Annotated in this window: 14 protein-coding genes; 4 read left to right on the top strand and 10 right to left on the bottom strand. The window is 72.0% G+C overall.

Annotated elements, in window-relative coordinates; all coding sequences use genetic code 11:
- Positions 1-24: 24 nt before the first annotated feature.
- Positions 25-888, bottom strand: coding sequence for a uracil-DNA glycosylase (locus tag SSP24_RS08965; protein WP_229864857.1), 864 nt, complete (start codon positions 886-888; stop codon positions 25-27).
- Positions 889-993: 105 nt separating this feature from the next.
- On the opposite strand from SSP24_RS08965, the gene SSP24_RS08960 reads away from it, so the two are divergent.
- The gene (locus SSP24_RS08960) at positions 994-1,857 is read left to right on the top strand and encodes an RNA-binding S4 domain-containing protein (RefSeq protein WP_229864856.1); all 864 of its coding nucleotides are present in this window, start codon (positions 994-996) and stop codon (positions 1,855-1,857) included.
- 835 nt (positions 1,858-2,692) lie between these two features.
- Here SSP24_RS08960 and SSP24_RS08955 read toward each other — a convergent pair.
- On the bottom strand, positions 2,693-3,172 hold the full coding sequence (locus SSP24_RS08955) for a DoxX family protein (protein ID WP_141308654.1): 480 nt from the start codon (positions 3,170-3,172) through the stop codon (positions 2,693-2,695).
- 133 nt (positions 3,173-3,305) lie between these two features.
- Entirely contained in the window at positions 3,306-4,013 is a 708-nt protein-coding gene (locus tag SSP24_RS08950; RefSeq protein ID WP_167529544.1) for a class I SAM-dependent methyltransferase, read from the bottom strand.
- A 183-nt stretch (positions 4,014-4,196) separates the two neighbouring features.
- Between SSP24_RS08950 and SSP24_RS08945 the strand changes: the two genes are divergently transcribed.
- Positions 4,197-4,526, top strand: a complete 330-nt coding sequence (locus SSP24_RS08945; RefSeq protein WP_373306654.1) for a DUF6343 family protein — start codon at positions 4,197-4,199, stop codon at positions 4,524-4,526.
- A 228-nt stretch (positions 4,527-4,754) separates the two neighbouring features.
- Here the strand turns inward: SSP24_RS08945 and SSP24_RS08940 are convergent, their stop codons facing one another.
- From SSP24_RS08940 to rpsA, 4 genes are all read right to left on the bottom strand, one after another.
- The gene (locus SSP24_RS08940) at positions 4,755-5,135 is read right to left on the bottom strand and encodes a tetratricopeptide repeat protein (protein ID WP_141308648.1); all 381 of its coding nucleotides are present in this window, start codon (positions 5,133-5,135) and stop codon (positions 4,755-4,757) included.
- Between the two features lie 136 nt (positions 5,136-5,271).
- A complete protein-coding gene (gene coaE, locus SSP24_RS08935; protein WP_141308646.1) occupies positions 5,272-5,904 on the bottom strand; it encodes a dephospho-CoA kinase in 633 nt (210 codons plus the stop codon).
- Positions 5,905-6,011: 107 nt separating this feature from the next.
- Positions 6,012-6,950 (bottom strand): PAC2 family protein, encoded by a 939-nt coding sequence (locus tag SSP24_RS08930; RefSeq protein ID WP_141308644.1) that lies wholly within the window; start codon positions 6,948-6,950, stop codon positions 6,012-6,014.
- Between the two features lie 265 nt (positions 6,951-7,215).
- The gene (rpsA, locus tag SSP24_RS08925; protein ID WP_141308642.1) at positions 7,216-8,706 is read right to left on the bottom strand and encodes a 30S ribosomal protein S1; all 1,491 of its coding nucleotides are present in this window, start codon (positions 8,704-8,706) and stop codon (positions 7,216-7,218) included.
- Positions 8,707-9,024: 318 nt separating this feature from the next.
- Here rpsA and SSP24_RS08915 point away from each other — a divergent pair, with 318 nt between their 5' ends.
- Together SSP24_RS08915 and hrpB are read left to right on the top strand one after the other, a co-directional pair.
- Entirely contained in the window at positions 9,025-9,885 is an 861-nt protein-coding gene (locus SSP24_RS08915) for a class I SAM-dependent methyltransferase (protein WP_174864630.1), read from the top strand.
- Between the two features lie 4 nt (positions 9,886-9,889).
- Positions 9,890-12,379 (top strand): ATP-dependent helicase HrpB, encoded by a 2,490-nt coding sequence (hrpB, locus tag SSP24_RS08910; protein ID WP_141308640.1) that lies wholly within the window; start codon positions 9,890-9,892, stop codon positions 12,377-12,379.
- On the opposite strand, the gene pgfA is transcribed toward hrpB, so the two are convergent.
- The 3 genes from pgfA to SSP24_RS08895 form a co-directional block, all read right to left on the bottom strand.
- On the bottom strand, positions 12,369-13,361 hold the full coding sequence (pgfA, locus tag SSP24_RS08905) for a cell envelope lipid trafficking protein PgfA (protein ID WP_141308638.1): 993 nt from the start codon (positions 13,359-13,361) through the stop codon (positions 12,369-12,371). The genes hrpB and pgfA overlap by 11 nt on opposite strands.
- 21 nt (positions 13,362-13,382) lie before the next feature.
- Positions 13,383-13,517, bottom strand: a complete 135-nt coding sequence (locus SSP24_RS08900; RefSeq protein WP_141308636.1) for an SPW_0924 family protein — start codon at positions 13,515-13,517, stop codon at positions 13,383-13,385.
- A 160-nt stretch (positions 13,518-13,677) separates the two neighbouring features.
- Positions 13,678-15,414: a lytic transglycosylase domain-containing protein gene (locus SSP24_RS08895; protein WP_141308634.1), complete on the bottom strand. Its 1,737-nt coding sequence runs from the start codon at positions 15,412-15,414 to the stop codon at positions 13,678-13,680.
- Between the last annotated feature and the right edge of the window lie 176 nt (positions 15,415-15,590).

The following is a 15,590-nucleotide window of genomic DNA, read 5'->3' as shown; positions in this document are numbered from 1 at the left end:
CGTCGCTACGACGGCCCCGTCCCGTCAATTTCGCACGGCCAGCCCCGCCGTACGCGCCGCCCTGCGCAGGACGTCCCGCAGCATCTCCGGGGTGAGGCGGCCGGTGAAGGTGTTGCGCTGACTGACGTGGAAGCAGCCGAAGAGGTCGAGGGCGGTGAGCCGGTCGGGGGCGGCGAGGGCTGGGGGCACGTGGGGGTCGGCGGGCGCGGCGAGGGCTGCGGGCCCGTCGGGTGCGGCGAGGGCTGGGGGCTCGGCGGGGGCTGCGGGCCCGGCCGGGTCGGCGGGTGCGGTGGGTGCGGTGGGCGCGGCGAGCCTCACCTGTGCGCCGTGCGCGAAGGCGGGCCTCGGGCTCGGCACCGTCCAGCCCGCCGCCGCGAACGCCGGCAGCGCCGCCTGCCAGCCGAAGGCGCCGAGCACGACCACCGCCCGCAGTGTCGGCCGCAGCAGGCGCAGTTCCTGGACGAGCCAGGGGCGGCAGGTGTCGCGTTCCTCGGGGGTGGGCTTGTTGGCGGGTGGCGCGCAGTGCACGGGCGCGGTGACGCGGACGCCGTACAGCTCCAGGCCGTCACCGGCCGACACGGACGTGGGCTGGGACGCGAGCCCCACGTCGTACAGCGCCTCGTACAGTACGTCCCCGGACCGGTCGCCGGTGAACATCCGTCCGGTGCGATTCCCGCCGTGCGCCGCCGGGGCGAGGCCGACGATCAGCAGTCGGGCGTCCGGCGGACCGAAGCCCGGCACCGGCCGCCCCCAGTACGTCCAGTCGGCGAAGGCGGCGCGCTTGGTCCGGGCCACCTCCTCACGCCAGGCGACCAGCCGAGGGCACGCCCGGCAGCCCGCGATCCGCTGATCGAGGCCGGGGAGACCGGCGGGGGCGCTGCTGTCCATGCGTCCACCGTAGGTCCGGCGTACCCCTGCGGTGGTGTCGGCTCCGGGCAGGGGCCGGTGGAAAAGCCGTCAACGCACCCTGCCCAGGGGACTAAGGTCGATGGCATGGCTTCCGATCGCATGGACAAGGCAGGCAGCGGCGGGACCAGCCGGAACGCCCCGGACCCGGCCGCGGTCCCGGCCGACGGGCGTGCCCCTGAGACGCCCCTGGCCCGGGAGAGCGAGGGCCGAGAGGCACCCGGCGGCCCGCAGCCCGACGATCCGGGCGCCGACGCCGTGTCCGCTACCGCCTCGCAGACCGACGCCCTGCCGACCGTGCACCCAGGCACCGTCGACCCGAAGGTCGCCGCCGCGATCGCCGCCGCTGAGGCGGCCGGTCCGGCGAACGGCGGGAGCGTCCGCATCGACAGCTGGATCTGGTCCGTACGCCTGGTCAAGACCCGTTCCCAGGGCGCCGCGGCCTGCCGGGGCGGCCATGTGCGACTGAACGGCGAGCGGGTCAAGCCCGCCCACGCGGTGCGCGTCGGCGACGAGGTACGGCTCCGGCATGAGGGCCGGGAGCGTATCGTCGTCGTCAAGCGGCTGATCCGTAAGCGGGTCGGCGCCCCGGTGGCCGTCCAGTGCTACATCGACAACAGCCCGCCGCCCCCGCCCCGCGAGGCCGTCGCCCCCGCAGGCATCCGCGACCGCGGCGCAGGCCGCCCGACCAAGCGAGACCGCCGCGAACTGGAACGCCTGCGCGGCCTGGGCGGACTGGGCGGCTTGAGCGGTCCGGGTGGGCCCGGAGGCCCCGGAGTTCCCGGCGGACTGGGAGGTCCGGGAGGGCTCGGGGGCCCGGTGGGCTCGGGGGGCCCGGTGGGCCCGGTGGGCCCGGGTGGCAACTCTGGCCGACCGAGTGGCGGCTCTGGCCGATCGGGTGGCGGCTCTGGCCGATCGGGCGGCCGAGGTGGCCGTCCCGGAGGACGCTGACCTGCGGACATCGGCGGAGCACCGCCGAGCGTGGCCGAGGGTGCTGCGAGGGCAGCCGCTCCTCTCGTAGGCCTACCTCAAGGGCGGCCGCTGGGTCTCTTCGGTCCGCTTCCGGGGCGGTCAATGCACCTGGCCGACCCACCTCGACAGTGGCCAATGGATCTCGCTGGCCCACTTCGAGGGCGGCCGATGGGTCTCGTCGCTCCACTTCGAGGGCGGCCGACGCACCTCGCCGACCCACCCCGACAGCAGCCCATGGACCTCGCCGACCCACCTCGACGGCAGCCAATGCACCTCGCCGAGCCACCCCGACAGCAGCCCATGGACCTCGCTGGCCCACTTCGAGGACGGCCGACGCACCTCGCCAACCCACCCCGACGGCGGCCCAATGCGCCTCGCCGACCCACCACGACGGGGCCCAATGCACCTCGCCGAGCCACTTCGAGGACAACCCCGGGAGTGCCTCGCCGACCAGGAGACGCCCGCCGGTGCGGCCCCTCGCCCCCCACGACGATGACGGCCGACGGGCACGTCGCCCCACCGGTCGCCACCGCCGCCGTACGATCAGCCGCGGTCGGTGCCCCGCCGGTCACGACCGCGGCGCAGCACCCTCAGCAGCTCCGCGTTCTACCCCCGCCGCCGTACGGTCAGCCGCGGTCGGTGCCCCGCCGGTCACGACCGCCGTCGCAGCACGCTCAGCAGCTCCACGTTCTGCCCCCGCCGCCGTAGGGTCAGCCGCGGTCGATGCCCGCTCGTCACCCCCGCCGCCGCACCCTCAGCAGCTCCACGCTCTGCCACCGCCGCCGTACGGTCAGCCGCGGTCGATGCCCGCCCGTCACCGCCGCCGCAGCACCCTCAACAGCTCCGCGTTCTGTCCCCGCCGTGCCCAGGCAATCAGAGCCAGCGGCACCAGCAGGATCACCGGTGTCGCCGCGTTCTGCCCGTCGAAGACCGTCAGCTGCACGATGAACGCACCCACCATCAGCGCGCCCAGCGACATCGCCGCGACGGACTGGAGGGGCGGCACCAGCAGGGCGACCGCGCCTGCCAGTTCGAGGATGCCGATGGTGTAGATCCCCGCGTTGCCCCAGCCCATGTCGGCGAAGATCTCGGTGGCCGAGGAGTGTGCGATCAACTTGGGCAGCGCGCTCGCGATTGCGTAGAAGAGCGCGAGGACCACCTGGAGGGCCCGCAGGGCGATTCGGGCCCGGCGGCCCCGGGCGGTCGCGGACTCGGCCACGACGGCGGAAGAGGAAGCGGGCGCGACAGACGCGTTGGACGCGACAGAGGCTACGGAAGCGGTGGTCTCGGACATGGGGGTCTCCTGTGTGAAGCGGTCCGTGATGCTGTCACAGAGGTAGACCCGCCCCCGGCCCGGAACTCATCGCCGTCCGAGGGGAATTCTCGACCACCCACCGGTCGGCAACCAGCGCCGCCCCGCCCCGTGCTCAGGCCGTCGACCCCGACCCAGCCACTACTGCCCGCACCCATATCCGATCCTCCGTCAGATACTCGTCCACTCTCAGCCCCGCCTCCCCCAGCGCCGCCTCGAACTCCTCCTTCGTCAACAGCCTGGCCCGGAACGTCTGTGTCCAGGTCGCGTCCGGGAACTCGTACTCCGCGTGTACCGAGTTCGTGCCGTCCCCGACCGGCTCCGACGACACGATCCGCAGGGTGAAGCCGCTGGGATCGACCCGCTCGCGCGGCACGTTCGTGTGGTAGTCCTCGCCCTCCCGCTGGATCAGCACACAGCCGCCGTCCGCGAGATGCCGTACGCACGTCCGCAGCAGGCCCCGCCGCACCTCCTCGTCCGCGGTGTGCACAAGGAACGACGCCAGCAGCACCGCGTCGAACCTCTCCCCGAGGTCGAGCTTCTCGATCGGGCTGCATATCGTGCGCGCCCCGCGGACGCGCTCCAGCATCTCCGGCGACTCGTCCACCGCCGTGACCATGTAGCCCCGCTCCAGCAGCGGGTGCGTCATACGACCCACCCCGCTGCCCAGCTCCAGAATGTGCGCCCCGGCGGGCACCGCGCCCGCGATGATGTCCGGCTCGTCCCCCACCGGCAACCGTGAGTACAGCTCGACCGCGCAGCCGTCCGGCGTGATCGCTCCCGGCCCCGTCCCCTGATGTCCTGCTCGCATTTTCAGCCCCATGCCCGCCCAACGGCCCGCCCCCGCACGGCCGTTCCCACCCGCCCCCAGTTCACCCGTTCGAGTGAGCTGATTTCTGCGCCGCCCTCTCAGCAGGGCCGCTGTCGTGCCGGGACGCCACCAGGCGGCCCGAGCCCCATCGCTGGAGAACACCCGCGCCGAAGAGTACTTTTCAAGCAAGGAGTGATGATCCCGATGCGTACGGGCAGTGAGCCGATGACCGCGCGCAGTGCGCTGCGGATGCGCTTCTGGCTGAGTGTGTGGGGGCTGGCCTGGGCGATCTTCGGAACCATCGCCTTCACACTGGCCGGCCGCCCCGGCTGGGCGATCGCCTGCGGCGTGCTCTGGCTGGTGATCACCATCGATCTGATCGTCGTCGTCCGGCACATCCGCCAAGGCCCGCACTTCCAGCCGGGCCGGGACATCCCGCCCTACCGGCCCGTGGACGACCGCCCACCGTACCGACCTCGGGACGACCGCACACCGTACCGGCCCCCGGACGACCGCGCACCGTAGCCCGTCCCACGGCTCCCGACCCACGGAGGCCCGCGCACCCGTAGCCCGTCCCCCGGCCCGCCCCGGATGACCGCGCACCATAGCCCGTCCCCCGGCCCGCCCCCGGACGACCGCGCACGCGTAAGCCCGGCCCCGGACGACGTAAGCCCGGCCCCCGGACGACAGCGCTCCGTAGCCGTCTCCCGGCACCCGCCCCGGATCCCGCCCCCGGGTTCCCCGTCCTCCGACTCACCCGTCGAAACGTGCCGCCTTCAGATACTCCGGGTTCGGATCCAGCGCGGCCGCCAGCCGGAAGTGCCGCTTGGCCTGCTCCGGCCGCCCCTGCCGCTCATAGGTGCGCGCGAGCGCGAAATGCGCGAACGCGTTGTCCGGCTCACGCTCCAGCACGATCGTGAACTCCAGCTCCGCGGGCCGCAGTTGCGCGGCGGCGAAGAACGCACGCGCGCGCAGCAGCCGGGCCGCGGTGTTCTCGGGGTGCGCGGCGATGACTGGGTCGAGCAGCTTCACCGCGCCCCGCGGATCGCGCGCGGCGAGCAACTGCTCGGCGGCGCGGTAGTCGATGACATGCGTCTCCGGCGAACGTCCGGTCGAACCGCTGGTCTCGGGCACGGCAGAGTCCTTCCCTTACTGGCCGGATTCAACGCCCGCTCGCCAGGCCCGTATTCCCGAGCGGCTCGTGGCCGATACAGCTTCCCGAGCAGCTCGTGGCCGCTCCAGCCAGGACAGCTCCGTCGCCGCTACTCCGCTACTCCCCCGGCGACTCCTGAGACGGCCCCTGGGACACGTGCGCCCGGCGCACCAGCTCCGCCCACACGTCCTTCACGCGCCGCTGCAGCTCCGGCAGCGGTACGTCGTTGTCGATCACGATGTCCGCGATCTGCAGGCGCTTCTCGCGCGTCGCCTGGGCCGCCATACGCGCGCGTGCGTCCCCCTCGGTCATGCCCCGCAGCCGTACGAGCCGGTCCAGCTGGGTCTCCGGGCTGGCGTCGACGACGATCACGAGGTCGTAGAGCGGCGCCAGGCCGTTCTCGGCGAGGAGCGGGACGTCGTGGACGACGACGGCGTCCTCGGCGGCCGCGGCCTCCAGGTCGCGGGAGCGGGCCCCCACCAATGGGTGCACGATCGAGTTCAGGACGGCCAGCTTCTCCGGGTCGGCGAAGACGATCGAGCCGAGTCTGGGCCGGTCCAGGCCGCCGTCCGGGGCGAGCACCCCCTCACCGAAGGCCTCGACGACCGCGGCGAGACCGGGAGTGCCGGGCGCGACGACCTCCCGCGCGATGCGGTCCGCGTCGATCAGCACGGCCCCGCACTCCACGAGCAGCCGCGACACCTCGCTCTTGCCGGCGCCGATACCGCCGGTCAGGCCCACCTTCAGCATGAGCGGAAGCTTAGGCCCTGCCGGTGACAGCGCACCCCACCGGGACTTACCAGTGAAAACGCATCCCACGGGACGTACGGCCACCGGCCGCCCTGGCCGCCCACCCCTCAGTTGTCCCCTTCACGCTCCGCCAGAAACCGCTCGAACTCCCGCCCGATCTCGTCCGCCGACGGAATCTCCACCGGCTCGGCGAGCATGTTGCCGCGGGTCTCGGCGCCGGCGACCGCGTCGTACTGGTGCTCCAGGCCCTGGACGAGGGCGGTGAGTTCCTCGTCGCCCTCCTGGATCTGCCGCTCGATCTCCGTCTGGGTGCGGTACGCCTCCGTGCGCAGGGAGTGCGCGATCCCGGGCAGGACCAGTCCCGTGGCGGCGGTGATGGCCTCCAGGACGGTCAGCGCCGCGTCCGGGTACGGGGAGCGGGCGATGTAGTGCGGGACGTGGGCGGCGACGCCCAGGACGTCGTGCCCGGCCTCCATGAGGCGGTACTCGACGAGCGACTCGGCGCTGCCGGGCACCTGGGCCTCGTCGAAGGGGCTGCGGTAGCCCGGCACGAGGTCGGTGCGGTTGCCGTGCGGGGTGAGGCCCACCGGGCGGGTGTGCGGGACGCCCATGGGGATGCCGTGGAAGTTCACGGCGAGGCGGACGCCGAGCCGCTCCACGATCTGCCCCACGGCCGCGGCGAAGCGCTCCCACTCCACGTCCGGCTCCGGGCCGGACAGCAGCAGGAAGGGCGCTCCGGTTGCGTCCTGGACGAGCCGCACGGTCAGCGTGGGCTCCTCGTAGTCGGTCCAGCGGTCACGCCTGAAGGTCAGCAGCGGACGGCGGGCGCGGTAGTCCACGAGCCGGTCGTGGTCGAAGCGGGCGACGACCTGGTGGGGCAGCGAGTCGAGGAGCCGGTCGACGATCTGGTCGCCGGTCTCGCCCGCGTCGATGTATCCGTCGAAGTGATAGAGCATGACAAGGCCCGCCGACTCCTGGGCCAGCGCCATGTCGACGACGGCCAGGCCCTTCGGCTCCCACGTGTACAAACCCTGCGGATCAAGCACTGTGACCGCTCCTCCTTGTGTCCGTACGTGACAACGCCCTTACGGGCGTGGGCATTCCCGGAGGAGGGGCCCATGATCTTGAGAACGGAATGGACAACGCCCCCAAGGGGCGCGGGGCTGTATCGATATGCGGCTCCGCCGCGTGGGCGTGACAAGCCCCCACCGGCCCGCGGCCGAAGCACAACCCAGCACCAGGGCAGCACTGAGGGGCCGCACCTCGAAAGGTACGGCCCCTCAGTCAACGGCTAAGCCTCAGCGGCAGCGTTCAGCTCTGACCACCGGCGAGCTTCTCGCGCAGCGCGGCCAGCGCCTCGTCCGAAGCCAGCGCGCCGGACTGGTCGCCGCCCTCGGAGGAGTACGAGCCACCGGTCGCGGCCGGAGCCGCAGCCTCGCCACCCTCCGCCGCGGCAGCGGCGTCGGCCTCGCGGGACTTGATGACCTGCTGCTGGTGCTGCTCGAAGCGGGACTGCGCCTCGGCGTACTGGCGCTCCCACTCCTCGCGCTGCTTCTCGTAGCCCGGCAGCCAGTCGTTGGTCTCCGGGTCGAAGCCCTCGGGGTAGATGTAGTTGCCCTGGTCGTCGTACGACGCGGCCATGCCGTACAGGGTCGGGTCGAACTCGACCGAGGCCGGGTCGGCACCGAAGGACTCGTTGGCCTGCTTCAGCGAGAGGCTGATGCGACGGCGCTCGAGGTCGATGTCGATGACCTTGACGAAGATCTCGTCGTTGACCTGGACGACCTGCTCCGGGATCTCCACGTGGCGCTCGGCCAGCTCGGAGATGTGGACCAGACCCTCGATGCCCTCGTCCACGCGGACGAACGCACCGAACGGAACCAGCTTCGTGACCTTGCCGGGCACGACCTGGCCGATCTGGTGGGTGCGGGCGAACTGCTGCCACGGGTCTTCCTGGGTCGCCTTCAGCGACAGGGAGACACGCTCGCGGTCCATGTCGACGTCGAGGACCTCGACGGTGACTTCCTGGCCGACCTCGACGACCTCGGACGGGTGGTCGATGTGCTTCCAGGACAGCTCGGAGACGTGGACCAGACCGTCGACGCCACCCAGGTCCACGAAGGCACCGAAGTTGACGATCGAGGAGACGACGCCGGAACGGACCTGACCCTTCTGGAGGGTGGTGAGGAACGTCTGGCGGACCTCGGACTGGGTCTGCTCCAGCCAGGCACGGCGGGACAGGACCACGTTGTTGCGGTTCTTGTCCAGCTCGATGATCTTGGCCTCGAGCTCCTTGCCGACGTACGGCTGGAGATCGCGAACGCGGCGCATCTCGACCAGGGAGGCCGGGAGGAAGCCACGGAGGCCGATGTCGAGGATGAGACCACCCTTGACGACCTCGATGACGGTACCGGTGACGATGCCGTCCTCTTCCTTGATCTTCTCGATGGTGCCCCAGGCACGCTCGTACTGGGCGCGCTTCTTCGAGAGGATCAGGCGGCCTTCCTTGTCCTCCTTCTGGAGGACCAGGGCCTCGATCTCGTCGCCGACGGCGACGACCTCGTTCGGGTCGACGTCGTGCTTGATCGAGAGCTCGCGGCTCGGGATGACACCTTCGGTCTTGTAACCGATGTCGAGCAGGACCTCGTCCCGGTCGACCTTCACGATGACGCCGTCGACGATGTCGCCGTCGTTGAAGTACTTGATCGTCTCGTCGATCGCTGCGAGGAAGGCTTCCTCGTTACCGATGTCGTTGACCGCTACCTGCGGGGTGGTGGCGGTGGTCTCGGTGCTGCTCGTCATGTGGGAAAGGGCTCCGGTACGGACATTGAAGTCGTAGGTACTGCTTACGCCGGGAGCCCGTTTCGCTCTGCAGAAGCCGGACAGCCAAGGAAGCGCCCCACCAGTACTGGTGATGGCGCCTCGACAACCGAGGGGACATACAACAGATGCGAGCGCAGCCTGCTACGTCTGAGGTGCGCAGGCCCGCAGCGCAACTTGTAGCATACGGGGGCAGCCGGACAGGGTCAATGCGCGAAGCCGCACACCCGGGGCGGATCGCCCCATACCCGGCACAAAACCTGTCTCTTGAGGCCACGCAGGCCCTGGCGCGCCCCTCCAGTGACACCGCCGGGACGGGTTGGACGGAAGAGTACGACGAGGGAGCCGATCATCCAAGAGCCTGAAGCGTCCGAGCCCGAAGCCACCCGGCGTGCCTCGGATGTCACGGAGAGCGCCCGGGCCAACCGGGGCTGGTGGGACCGCAACGCGGACGAGTACCAGATCGAGCACGGCACGTTCCTCGGCGACGACCGTTTCGTGTGGGGTCCCGAGGGCCTGGACGAGGTGGAGGCGGAGCTGCTCGGCCCGCCGGAGGACCTGAAGGGCAAGGACGTCCTGGAGATCGGCGCCGGCGCGGCCCAGTGCGCCCGCTGGCTGGCCGCGCAGGGTGCCCGCCCGGTCGCCCTGGACCTCTCCCACCGCCAGCTCCAGCACGCGCTGCGCATCGGCGGATCGTTCCCTCTGGTGTGCGCCGACGCGGCCGCCCTGCCCTTCGCGGACGCCTCCTTCGACCTGGCGTGCTCGGCGTACGGGGCGCTGCCCTTCGTGGCCGATCCGCGGCTGGTGCTGCGGGAGGTGCGGCGGGTACTGCGCCCCGGGGGCCGCTTCGTCTTCTCCGTCACCCACCCCATCCGCTGGGCGTTCCCGGACGAGCCGGGCCCGGAGGGGCTGTCCGTCTCCGGGTCCTACTTCGACCGCACGCCGTACGTGGAGCAGGACGAGGACGGCCGCGCGGTGTACGTCGAGCACCACAGGACGCTCGGGGACCGCGTCCGGGACATCGTGGCGTCCGGCTTCCGGCTCGTGGACCTAGTGGAGCCGGAGTGGCCGGCCTGGAACTCCTCCGAGTGGGGTGGCTGGTCGCCGCTGCGCGGCGGTCTGATCCCGGGAACGGCGATCTTCGTGTGCGTACGGGACTGAGTGCGTGATCCGTTACGACGCCCTGGACGCGCTGCCCGTACGTACGGCACTGCCCGCCCTGCGCGAGGCCCTGGACGGGCACGGCACGGCCGTCCTCGTCGCTCCCCCGGGCACGGGCAAGACGACGCTGGTGCCGCTCGTGCTGGCGGGGCTGCTCGGCGAGGGGCCGGCCCGCCGGGTGGTCGTGGCCGAGCCTCGGCGGATCGCCGCGCGGGCGGCGGCGCGGCGGATGGCGTGGCTGCTGGGTGAGCAGGTCGGCGAGAGCGTCGGCTACACCGTGCGCGGGGAACGGGTCGTCGGGCGGCACGCGCGCGTGGAGGTGGTCACGACCGGTGTTCTGTTGCAGCGGCTCCAGCGGGACCAGGAGCTGAGCGGCGTCGACGTGGTGGTGCTCGACGAGTGCCATGAGCGGCATCTGGACGCGGACACCGTGGCGGCGTTCCTGTGGGACGTGCGGGAGGCGCTGCGGCCGGAGCTGCGGCTGGTGGCCGCGTCGGCGACGACCGACGCGGAGGGCTGGGCGCGGCTGCTCGGCGGGGCTCCCGTGGTCGCGGCGGAGGGTGCCGCGTACCCGGTCGAGGTGGTGTGGGCGCCGCCGGCGCGTCCGGTACGGCCGCCGCACGGCATGCGGGTCGATCCGGCGCTGCTCGCCCATGTGGCGTCGGTGGTGCGGCGGGCGCTGGCCGAGCGGGCGGGGGACGTGCTGTGTTTCCTGCCGGGGGTTGGGGAGATCGCGAGGGTCGCCGGGCAGCTGGGGGATGTGGGCGACGTCGATGTGCTGCAGGTGCACGGGCGGGCACCGGCGGACGTGCAGGACGCGGTGCTGTCGCCGGGGGCGCGGCGCCGGGTGGTGCTGGCGACATCCGTGGCCGAGTCGTCACTGACGGTTCCGGGGGTGCGGGTCGTCGTCGACTCGGGGCTGGCGCGGGAGCCGCGGGTGGATCACGCGCGCGGGCTGAGCGCGCTGACGACGGTACGGGCCTCGCAGGCGGCCGGGCGGCAGCGGGCGGGGCGGGCCGGGCGTGAGGCGCCCGGCGTGGTGTACCGCTGCTGGGCGGAGGCCGAGGACGCCCGTCTGCCGCGATTCCCGGCGCCGGAGATCCAGGTGGCCGATCTGACGGCGTTCGCGCTCCAGGTGGCCTGCTGGGGGGATCCGGAAGCGTCCGGGCTGGCCTTGCTGGATCCGCCGCCGGGCGGGGCGATGGCTGCGGCGCGGGCCGCTCTCGCCGGAGTGGGCGCGGTGGACTCCGTCGGCCGGGCGACGCAGCGGGGTGTGCGGCTGGCTCGGCTGGGGTTGCACCCTCGGCTGGGGCGGGCGCTGCTGGACACCTCCGGTGCGGGCGCCGAGGTGGTGGCCCTGCTGTCCGATGAGCCGCCGCGGGAGTACGGGGACGACCTGGGAGCTGCTTTGCGGGCTGCTCGACGTGGGGGTGACGCCTACGCCACGCGGTGGCGAGCGGAAGTGCGGCGGCTGCGGGCGGCCGTCGGGGAGTTCTCCCAACCGCCCACCCATGAATTCAGCGAGGACCGCTTGGTCGGTCTCGTTGCCGCGCTCGCCTTCCCCGAGCGCGTTGCCAAGGCCGACGGCGGTTCCTACCTCATGGCCTCCGGAACCCGGGCAGAGGTCGGTGAGGGCACCGGGCTGCGTGGCGCCCAGTGGATCGCCGTCGCGGTTGCCGATCGCCCCGTCGGCAAGGGGCACGCGCGTGTGCGGCTGGCCGCTGTGGTCGACGAGGACACGGCCCGGTCGGCGGCTGCGTCGCTGTACTCCGAGAGCCAGGAGGTCCACTGGGCCGACGGCGACGTCGTGGCCCGCCGGGTGGAGCGGCTGGGGGCGATCGAACTCGCGGTCCGGCCCCTGAAAGACGCCGGCCCCGCCCTCGTACGCGCCGCCCTTCTCGACGGACTACGACGGGAAGGGTTCGCCCTGCTGCGGTGGACGCCCGACGCCGCCGTGCTGCGGCAGCGGCTCGCCTTTCTGCGGCTGCGTCTCGGGGAGCCGTGGCCGGACGTGTCCGATGAGGCGTTGCACGCGCGCGTGGAGGAGTGGCTGGAGCCCGAGCTGAGCCGGGCGCGGCGGCGGAGTGATCTGGCGCGGATCGATGCAGGGGAGGCGCTGGCCCGGTTGCTTCCCTGGGCCTCCGGGGAAGCGGCGCGGCTTGATGAGCTCGCCCCGGAGCGGATCACCGTACCGAGTGGGTCCAGAATCCGGATCGACTACACGGATCCCGGACGGCCGGTCCTCGCCGTGAAGTTGCAGGAGATGTTCGGGTTGCAGGAGTCGCCGACCCTCGCGGGGGTTCCCGTGCTCGTGCATCTGCTCTCCCCCGCGGGCCGTCCCGCCGCCGTCACCGCCGACCTCGCGTCCTTCTGGCGGGACGGCTACAAGGGCGTACGGGCGGAGTTGCGCGGCCGCTATCCCAAGCATCCGTGGCCCGAGGACCCCGCCACCGCCGAGCCCACCCGGCACACCAACGCGCGGCTCAGGCGCTGACCGGTGCCGGTTGCGTGGCCTGCTCGGGGGCGGGGTCGCCGGGGCGGCGGCCACGGGCCTCCAGGTACAGGGCGAGGGCGAGGAGGAGTACGCCCAGGGTCAGAAAGCCCCAGGGCAGGTACGAGGTCATCAGCAGGACCAGGGTGCGGTTGGACTTGACCAGGTCGACCGTGTGGTCGATGTAGTCCTCGCGCATCTTCACATGGCCGGCGAACGCCGTGACCTTGTCGCGCCCGCCGAGCAGGGTGCCGCCGCGGAGTTCCTCCTTGTGGATCTCCTCGCCGTAGACGGGGGCACCGGTGAGCGGTTCCACCCAGAACTTGCGGACCGTGGTGTACCAGCGCGTCGTGCCGGTCTCGGCGATGGACTCGGGGGTGATGCCCTCGACGGGGAGGGCCTTGGGGAACGGCACCTTCGTCCAGGGGATGGTCTGTTCGAAGTAGTAGACCTCGACGCCATGGAAGGTCTGTGTGCCCTTGTAGTGGATGGGCGCGGTGATGCGCGCCTGTGCGTCGAAGTATTCGTAGTTTCGTTTTTCGGTCAGGAACGGCCATTTGAACTCGATGCCCTCCCGGCGAACAGGGTCGCCGTCGACCATCTCGCCGGTGGCGTGGACGGGTTCCTGGGTGTGGGCGTCGAAGATGTACCGCTCGGGGATCTTGGAGACCATCTTGCCGTCGGGGCCCTGGACGTAGGACAGGCCGTCCCAGACGACGACGTCCCGTCCCGCCGTCCGCTCGATCCGTTCGGAGGCCTCCACGTTGCCCTTGAGGGTCTGCACGATGGTCACCTTGGGGACCTTGCGGGCCTGCATGGTGCCGTAGTCGAGCAGGGTGGCGTCCTTCGCCTCCAGGACCATGTCCTGGTACTGGCTCGGCGGGATCTTGGCGAGGCGCGGGAAGGCGTACCAGCGCAGCAGTGGGGACAGCGCCGCGAAGAACACGGCGAGGGCGAGCAGTATGAGGCTGGTCCTGCGGCGCATCTCGGTCTCCCTCCGCCGGGGTTACGGGTGTGCCGGCACCGTCGTCAACAGCGGTTTCGGGGACGTCTCGCCGGTCGGTGCGCCCATGGCCGTGATCGTAAGGACCAGGGCGAGGGCGACGGCGAGACCGGTCACGGCGGCGATCAGGGCGCGCATGCCTGCCTCCGGGCCAGCTGGAACTGATACATCGTCAGGTCCGGCACCGTAGCAACGGGCGGGCGAGATGAGAACACGTTGCACACGACAGCGGCGGCGCCCCCTTGCCGTAGGGGCGCCGCCGCTGTCGTATCAGGAGGCCGAAGGGCCGTACGGGGACTTACGCGCTGGGGCTGGCCGACGGGCTCGCGCTCTCGGACGCGCTGGGCGACGGTGTCGGCTCGGCCTCCGTCACCTTCAGCGGGACGTTGAGCGTCGCGCCGCCCTCGGTGGTGAGGCGGAGCATGTACGTGCCGGCGGTGTCGTCCGCGTACAGCTTGGGCAGCTTCAGCAGGCCGTTCGCGTCCGTCTCCAGGCCCGTCAGGGTGCGAACCGGGTTGCCGTTGGCGTCCTTGAAGTACGGGCCCTTGTCGTTCTCGGTCGGGTCGAGCACCGACTTGATCAGGGTGGCGGTGACCGCCACCCGGTCCGCCACGGCGCCCTGGTACGTCGCCTTCACCTCGACCTGTTCGGCGAACTCGCCGCCCGCCGTACACGTCAGCTCGGTGTCGCTGGTGCGGGCCAGGGCGTCGGCGGCGCGGGCGGTGACGGTCGCGGTGTAGTCGACGCCGGGGATCGAACGGCCCACGACGGTGGCCCGCACGGTGAACGAGCCGGTCTTCTCGCCCGCCTGGAGCGCCGGCGCGACGGCCACGCCCGCGGTGCCGGTGACGACCGTGGCGACCTTCTCGCCGCCGGTGAAGGTGGCGTCGGTGGGGCTCACGATCGTGAAGCGGACCCGCACCTTGGCGACGCCCTTGCCGTCCCTGCCCTCGGCGCGGGTGCTGACCCGCTCGGTGAACGCGTCGCCGGCCATCGCGGTGAGCTGCGCGGTGCCCCCGTCCTCCAGGTGGTCCACCGTGTCGGTGGGGGTCGGCGGGGTGCTGGGCGGCGTGGGCTTCGGGGTGGTGGAGCCGCCGCCCGACGGCGGGGTCGGCTTCGGGGTGGGCGAGCCGGTCTCCGGCCTCTGCGACGGCTGCTGCGTCGGCTTCTGCGTCGACGGGCTCGACCCGGCGGGGTTGTCGCTGCGGTTGCCGGGCAGCGCGCCGCTGCCGTCGGGGATCTCGTGCGTGCCCTTGCGGTAGTACTCGAGCCAGGACAGGACGGTGTTGAGGTAGTCCGTCGAGTTGTTGTAGCTGAGGATCGCGCTGTGCAGGTCGTCGTCGACGGACAGGTCCCAGCCGAAGCGGCACAGGTAGTGGCCGGCGGCGAGGGCGGCGTCGTAGATGTTGTTCGGGTTCTCCACGCCGTCGCCGTTGCCGTCGCGGCCCGCCCAGGCCCAGGTGGACGGGATGAACTGCATGGGGCCCACGGCCCGGTCGTACGTGCTGTCCCCGTCGTACGCGCCGTTGTCGGTGTCGCTGATGTGTGCGAAGCCGTTGCCGTTCAGCGCGGGGCCGAGGATCGGGGTGATCGTGTCGCCGTTGGCGCTGACGTTGCCGCCGCCCGCCTGGCCCGACTCGACCTTGCCGATGGCGGCGAGGAGTTCCCAGGGCAGATTGCAGCCCGGCTTTGCCTCGCGCAGTTCGGCCGCCGCCTTCTGGTAGGCGTCGAGGACGGTCGCGGGTATGCCCGCGGCGGTGTCGCCCGTGACGGTCGGGTCGGCGGTGGGGCCGACGGTGGGGACGGGGCTGGGGCTGTCCAGCGGCGGCAGGTCGGTGTAGTACGGCGAGTTACCGGTCGCGCTGTCCCCGGCGGGCGTGTCGGACGAGGGCTGGGTGCCGGTGGTGGTCTGTCTGCCGGCGTCGTCGGTCTCGGCCCCTGGGGCCTGGGAGGCGACCAGTGCCGCCGCCACAGCCGCGGCCACGGCGGTGTTCGTCGCGCCCTTGCGCAGCCTCCTGCCGAAATGCGCCGCCATGAAGAGAACCCCTCCCGTGGGCGTCCGAGTCGCCCGCATACGCCCTGTTGGTACTGCTCTGTTGATGCTGTTTGTTGCTACTGCTCTGCTGATACTGCCCTGCTGGCTGTTGCACGCACTCCCCAGTCCGTCAACCCAGGCGACCCTACGACAACTTCGTTCGCACGGGCACCCGC

This window comes from Streptomyces spinoverrucosus (assembly GCF_006539505.1).
Lineage (GTDB): Bacteria > Actinomycetota > Actinomycetes > Streptomycetales > Streptomycetaceae > Streptomyces > Streptomyces spinoverrucosus.
The sequence above is the reverse complement of the archived record's forward strand: the minus strand, read 5'-3'. Positions and strand labels throughout refer to the sequence as shown.

Coding starts and splice junctions, on each gene's coding strand:
- SSP24_RS08965 (WP_229864857.1), bottom strand. CDS start 888: ATGGACAGCAGCGCCCCCGCCGGTCTCCCCGGCCTCGATCAGCGGATC.
- SSP24_RS08960 (WP_229864856.1), top strand. CDS start 994: ATGGCTTCCGATCGCATGGACAAGGCAGGCAGCGGCGGGACCAGCCGG.
- SSP24_RS08955 (WP_141308654.1), bottom strand. CDS start 3,172: ATGTCCGAGACCACCGCTTCCGTAGCCTCTGTCGCGTCCAACGCGTCT.
- SSP24_RS08950 (WP_167529544.1), bottom strand. CDS start 4,013: ATGGGGCTGAAAATGCGAGCAGGACATCAGGGGACGGGGCCGGGAGCG.
- SSP24_RS08945 (WP_373306654.1), top strand. CDS start 4,197: ATGATCCCGATGCGTACGGGCAGTGAGCCGATGACCGCGCGCAGTGCG.
- coaE (WP_141308646.1), bottom strand. CDS start 5,904: ATGCTGAAGGTGGGCCTGACCGGCGGTATCGGCGCCGGCAAGAGCGAG.
- rpsA (WP_141308642.1), bottom strand. CDS start 8,706: ATGACGAGCAGCACCGAGACCACCGCCACCACCCCGCAGGTAGCGGTC.
- pgfA (WP_141308638.1), bottom strand. CDS start 13,361: ATGCGCCGCAGGACCAGCCTCATACTGCTCGCCCTCGCCGTGTTCTTC.
- SSP24_RS08900 (WP_141308636.1), bottom strand. CDS start 13,517: ATGCGCGCCCTGATCGCCGCCGTGACCGGTCTCGCCGTCGCCCTCGCC.
- SSP24_RS08895 (WP_141308634.1), bottom strand. CDS start 15,414: ATGGCGGCGCATTTCGGCAGGAGGCTGCGCAAGGGCGCGACGAACACC.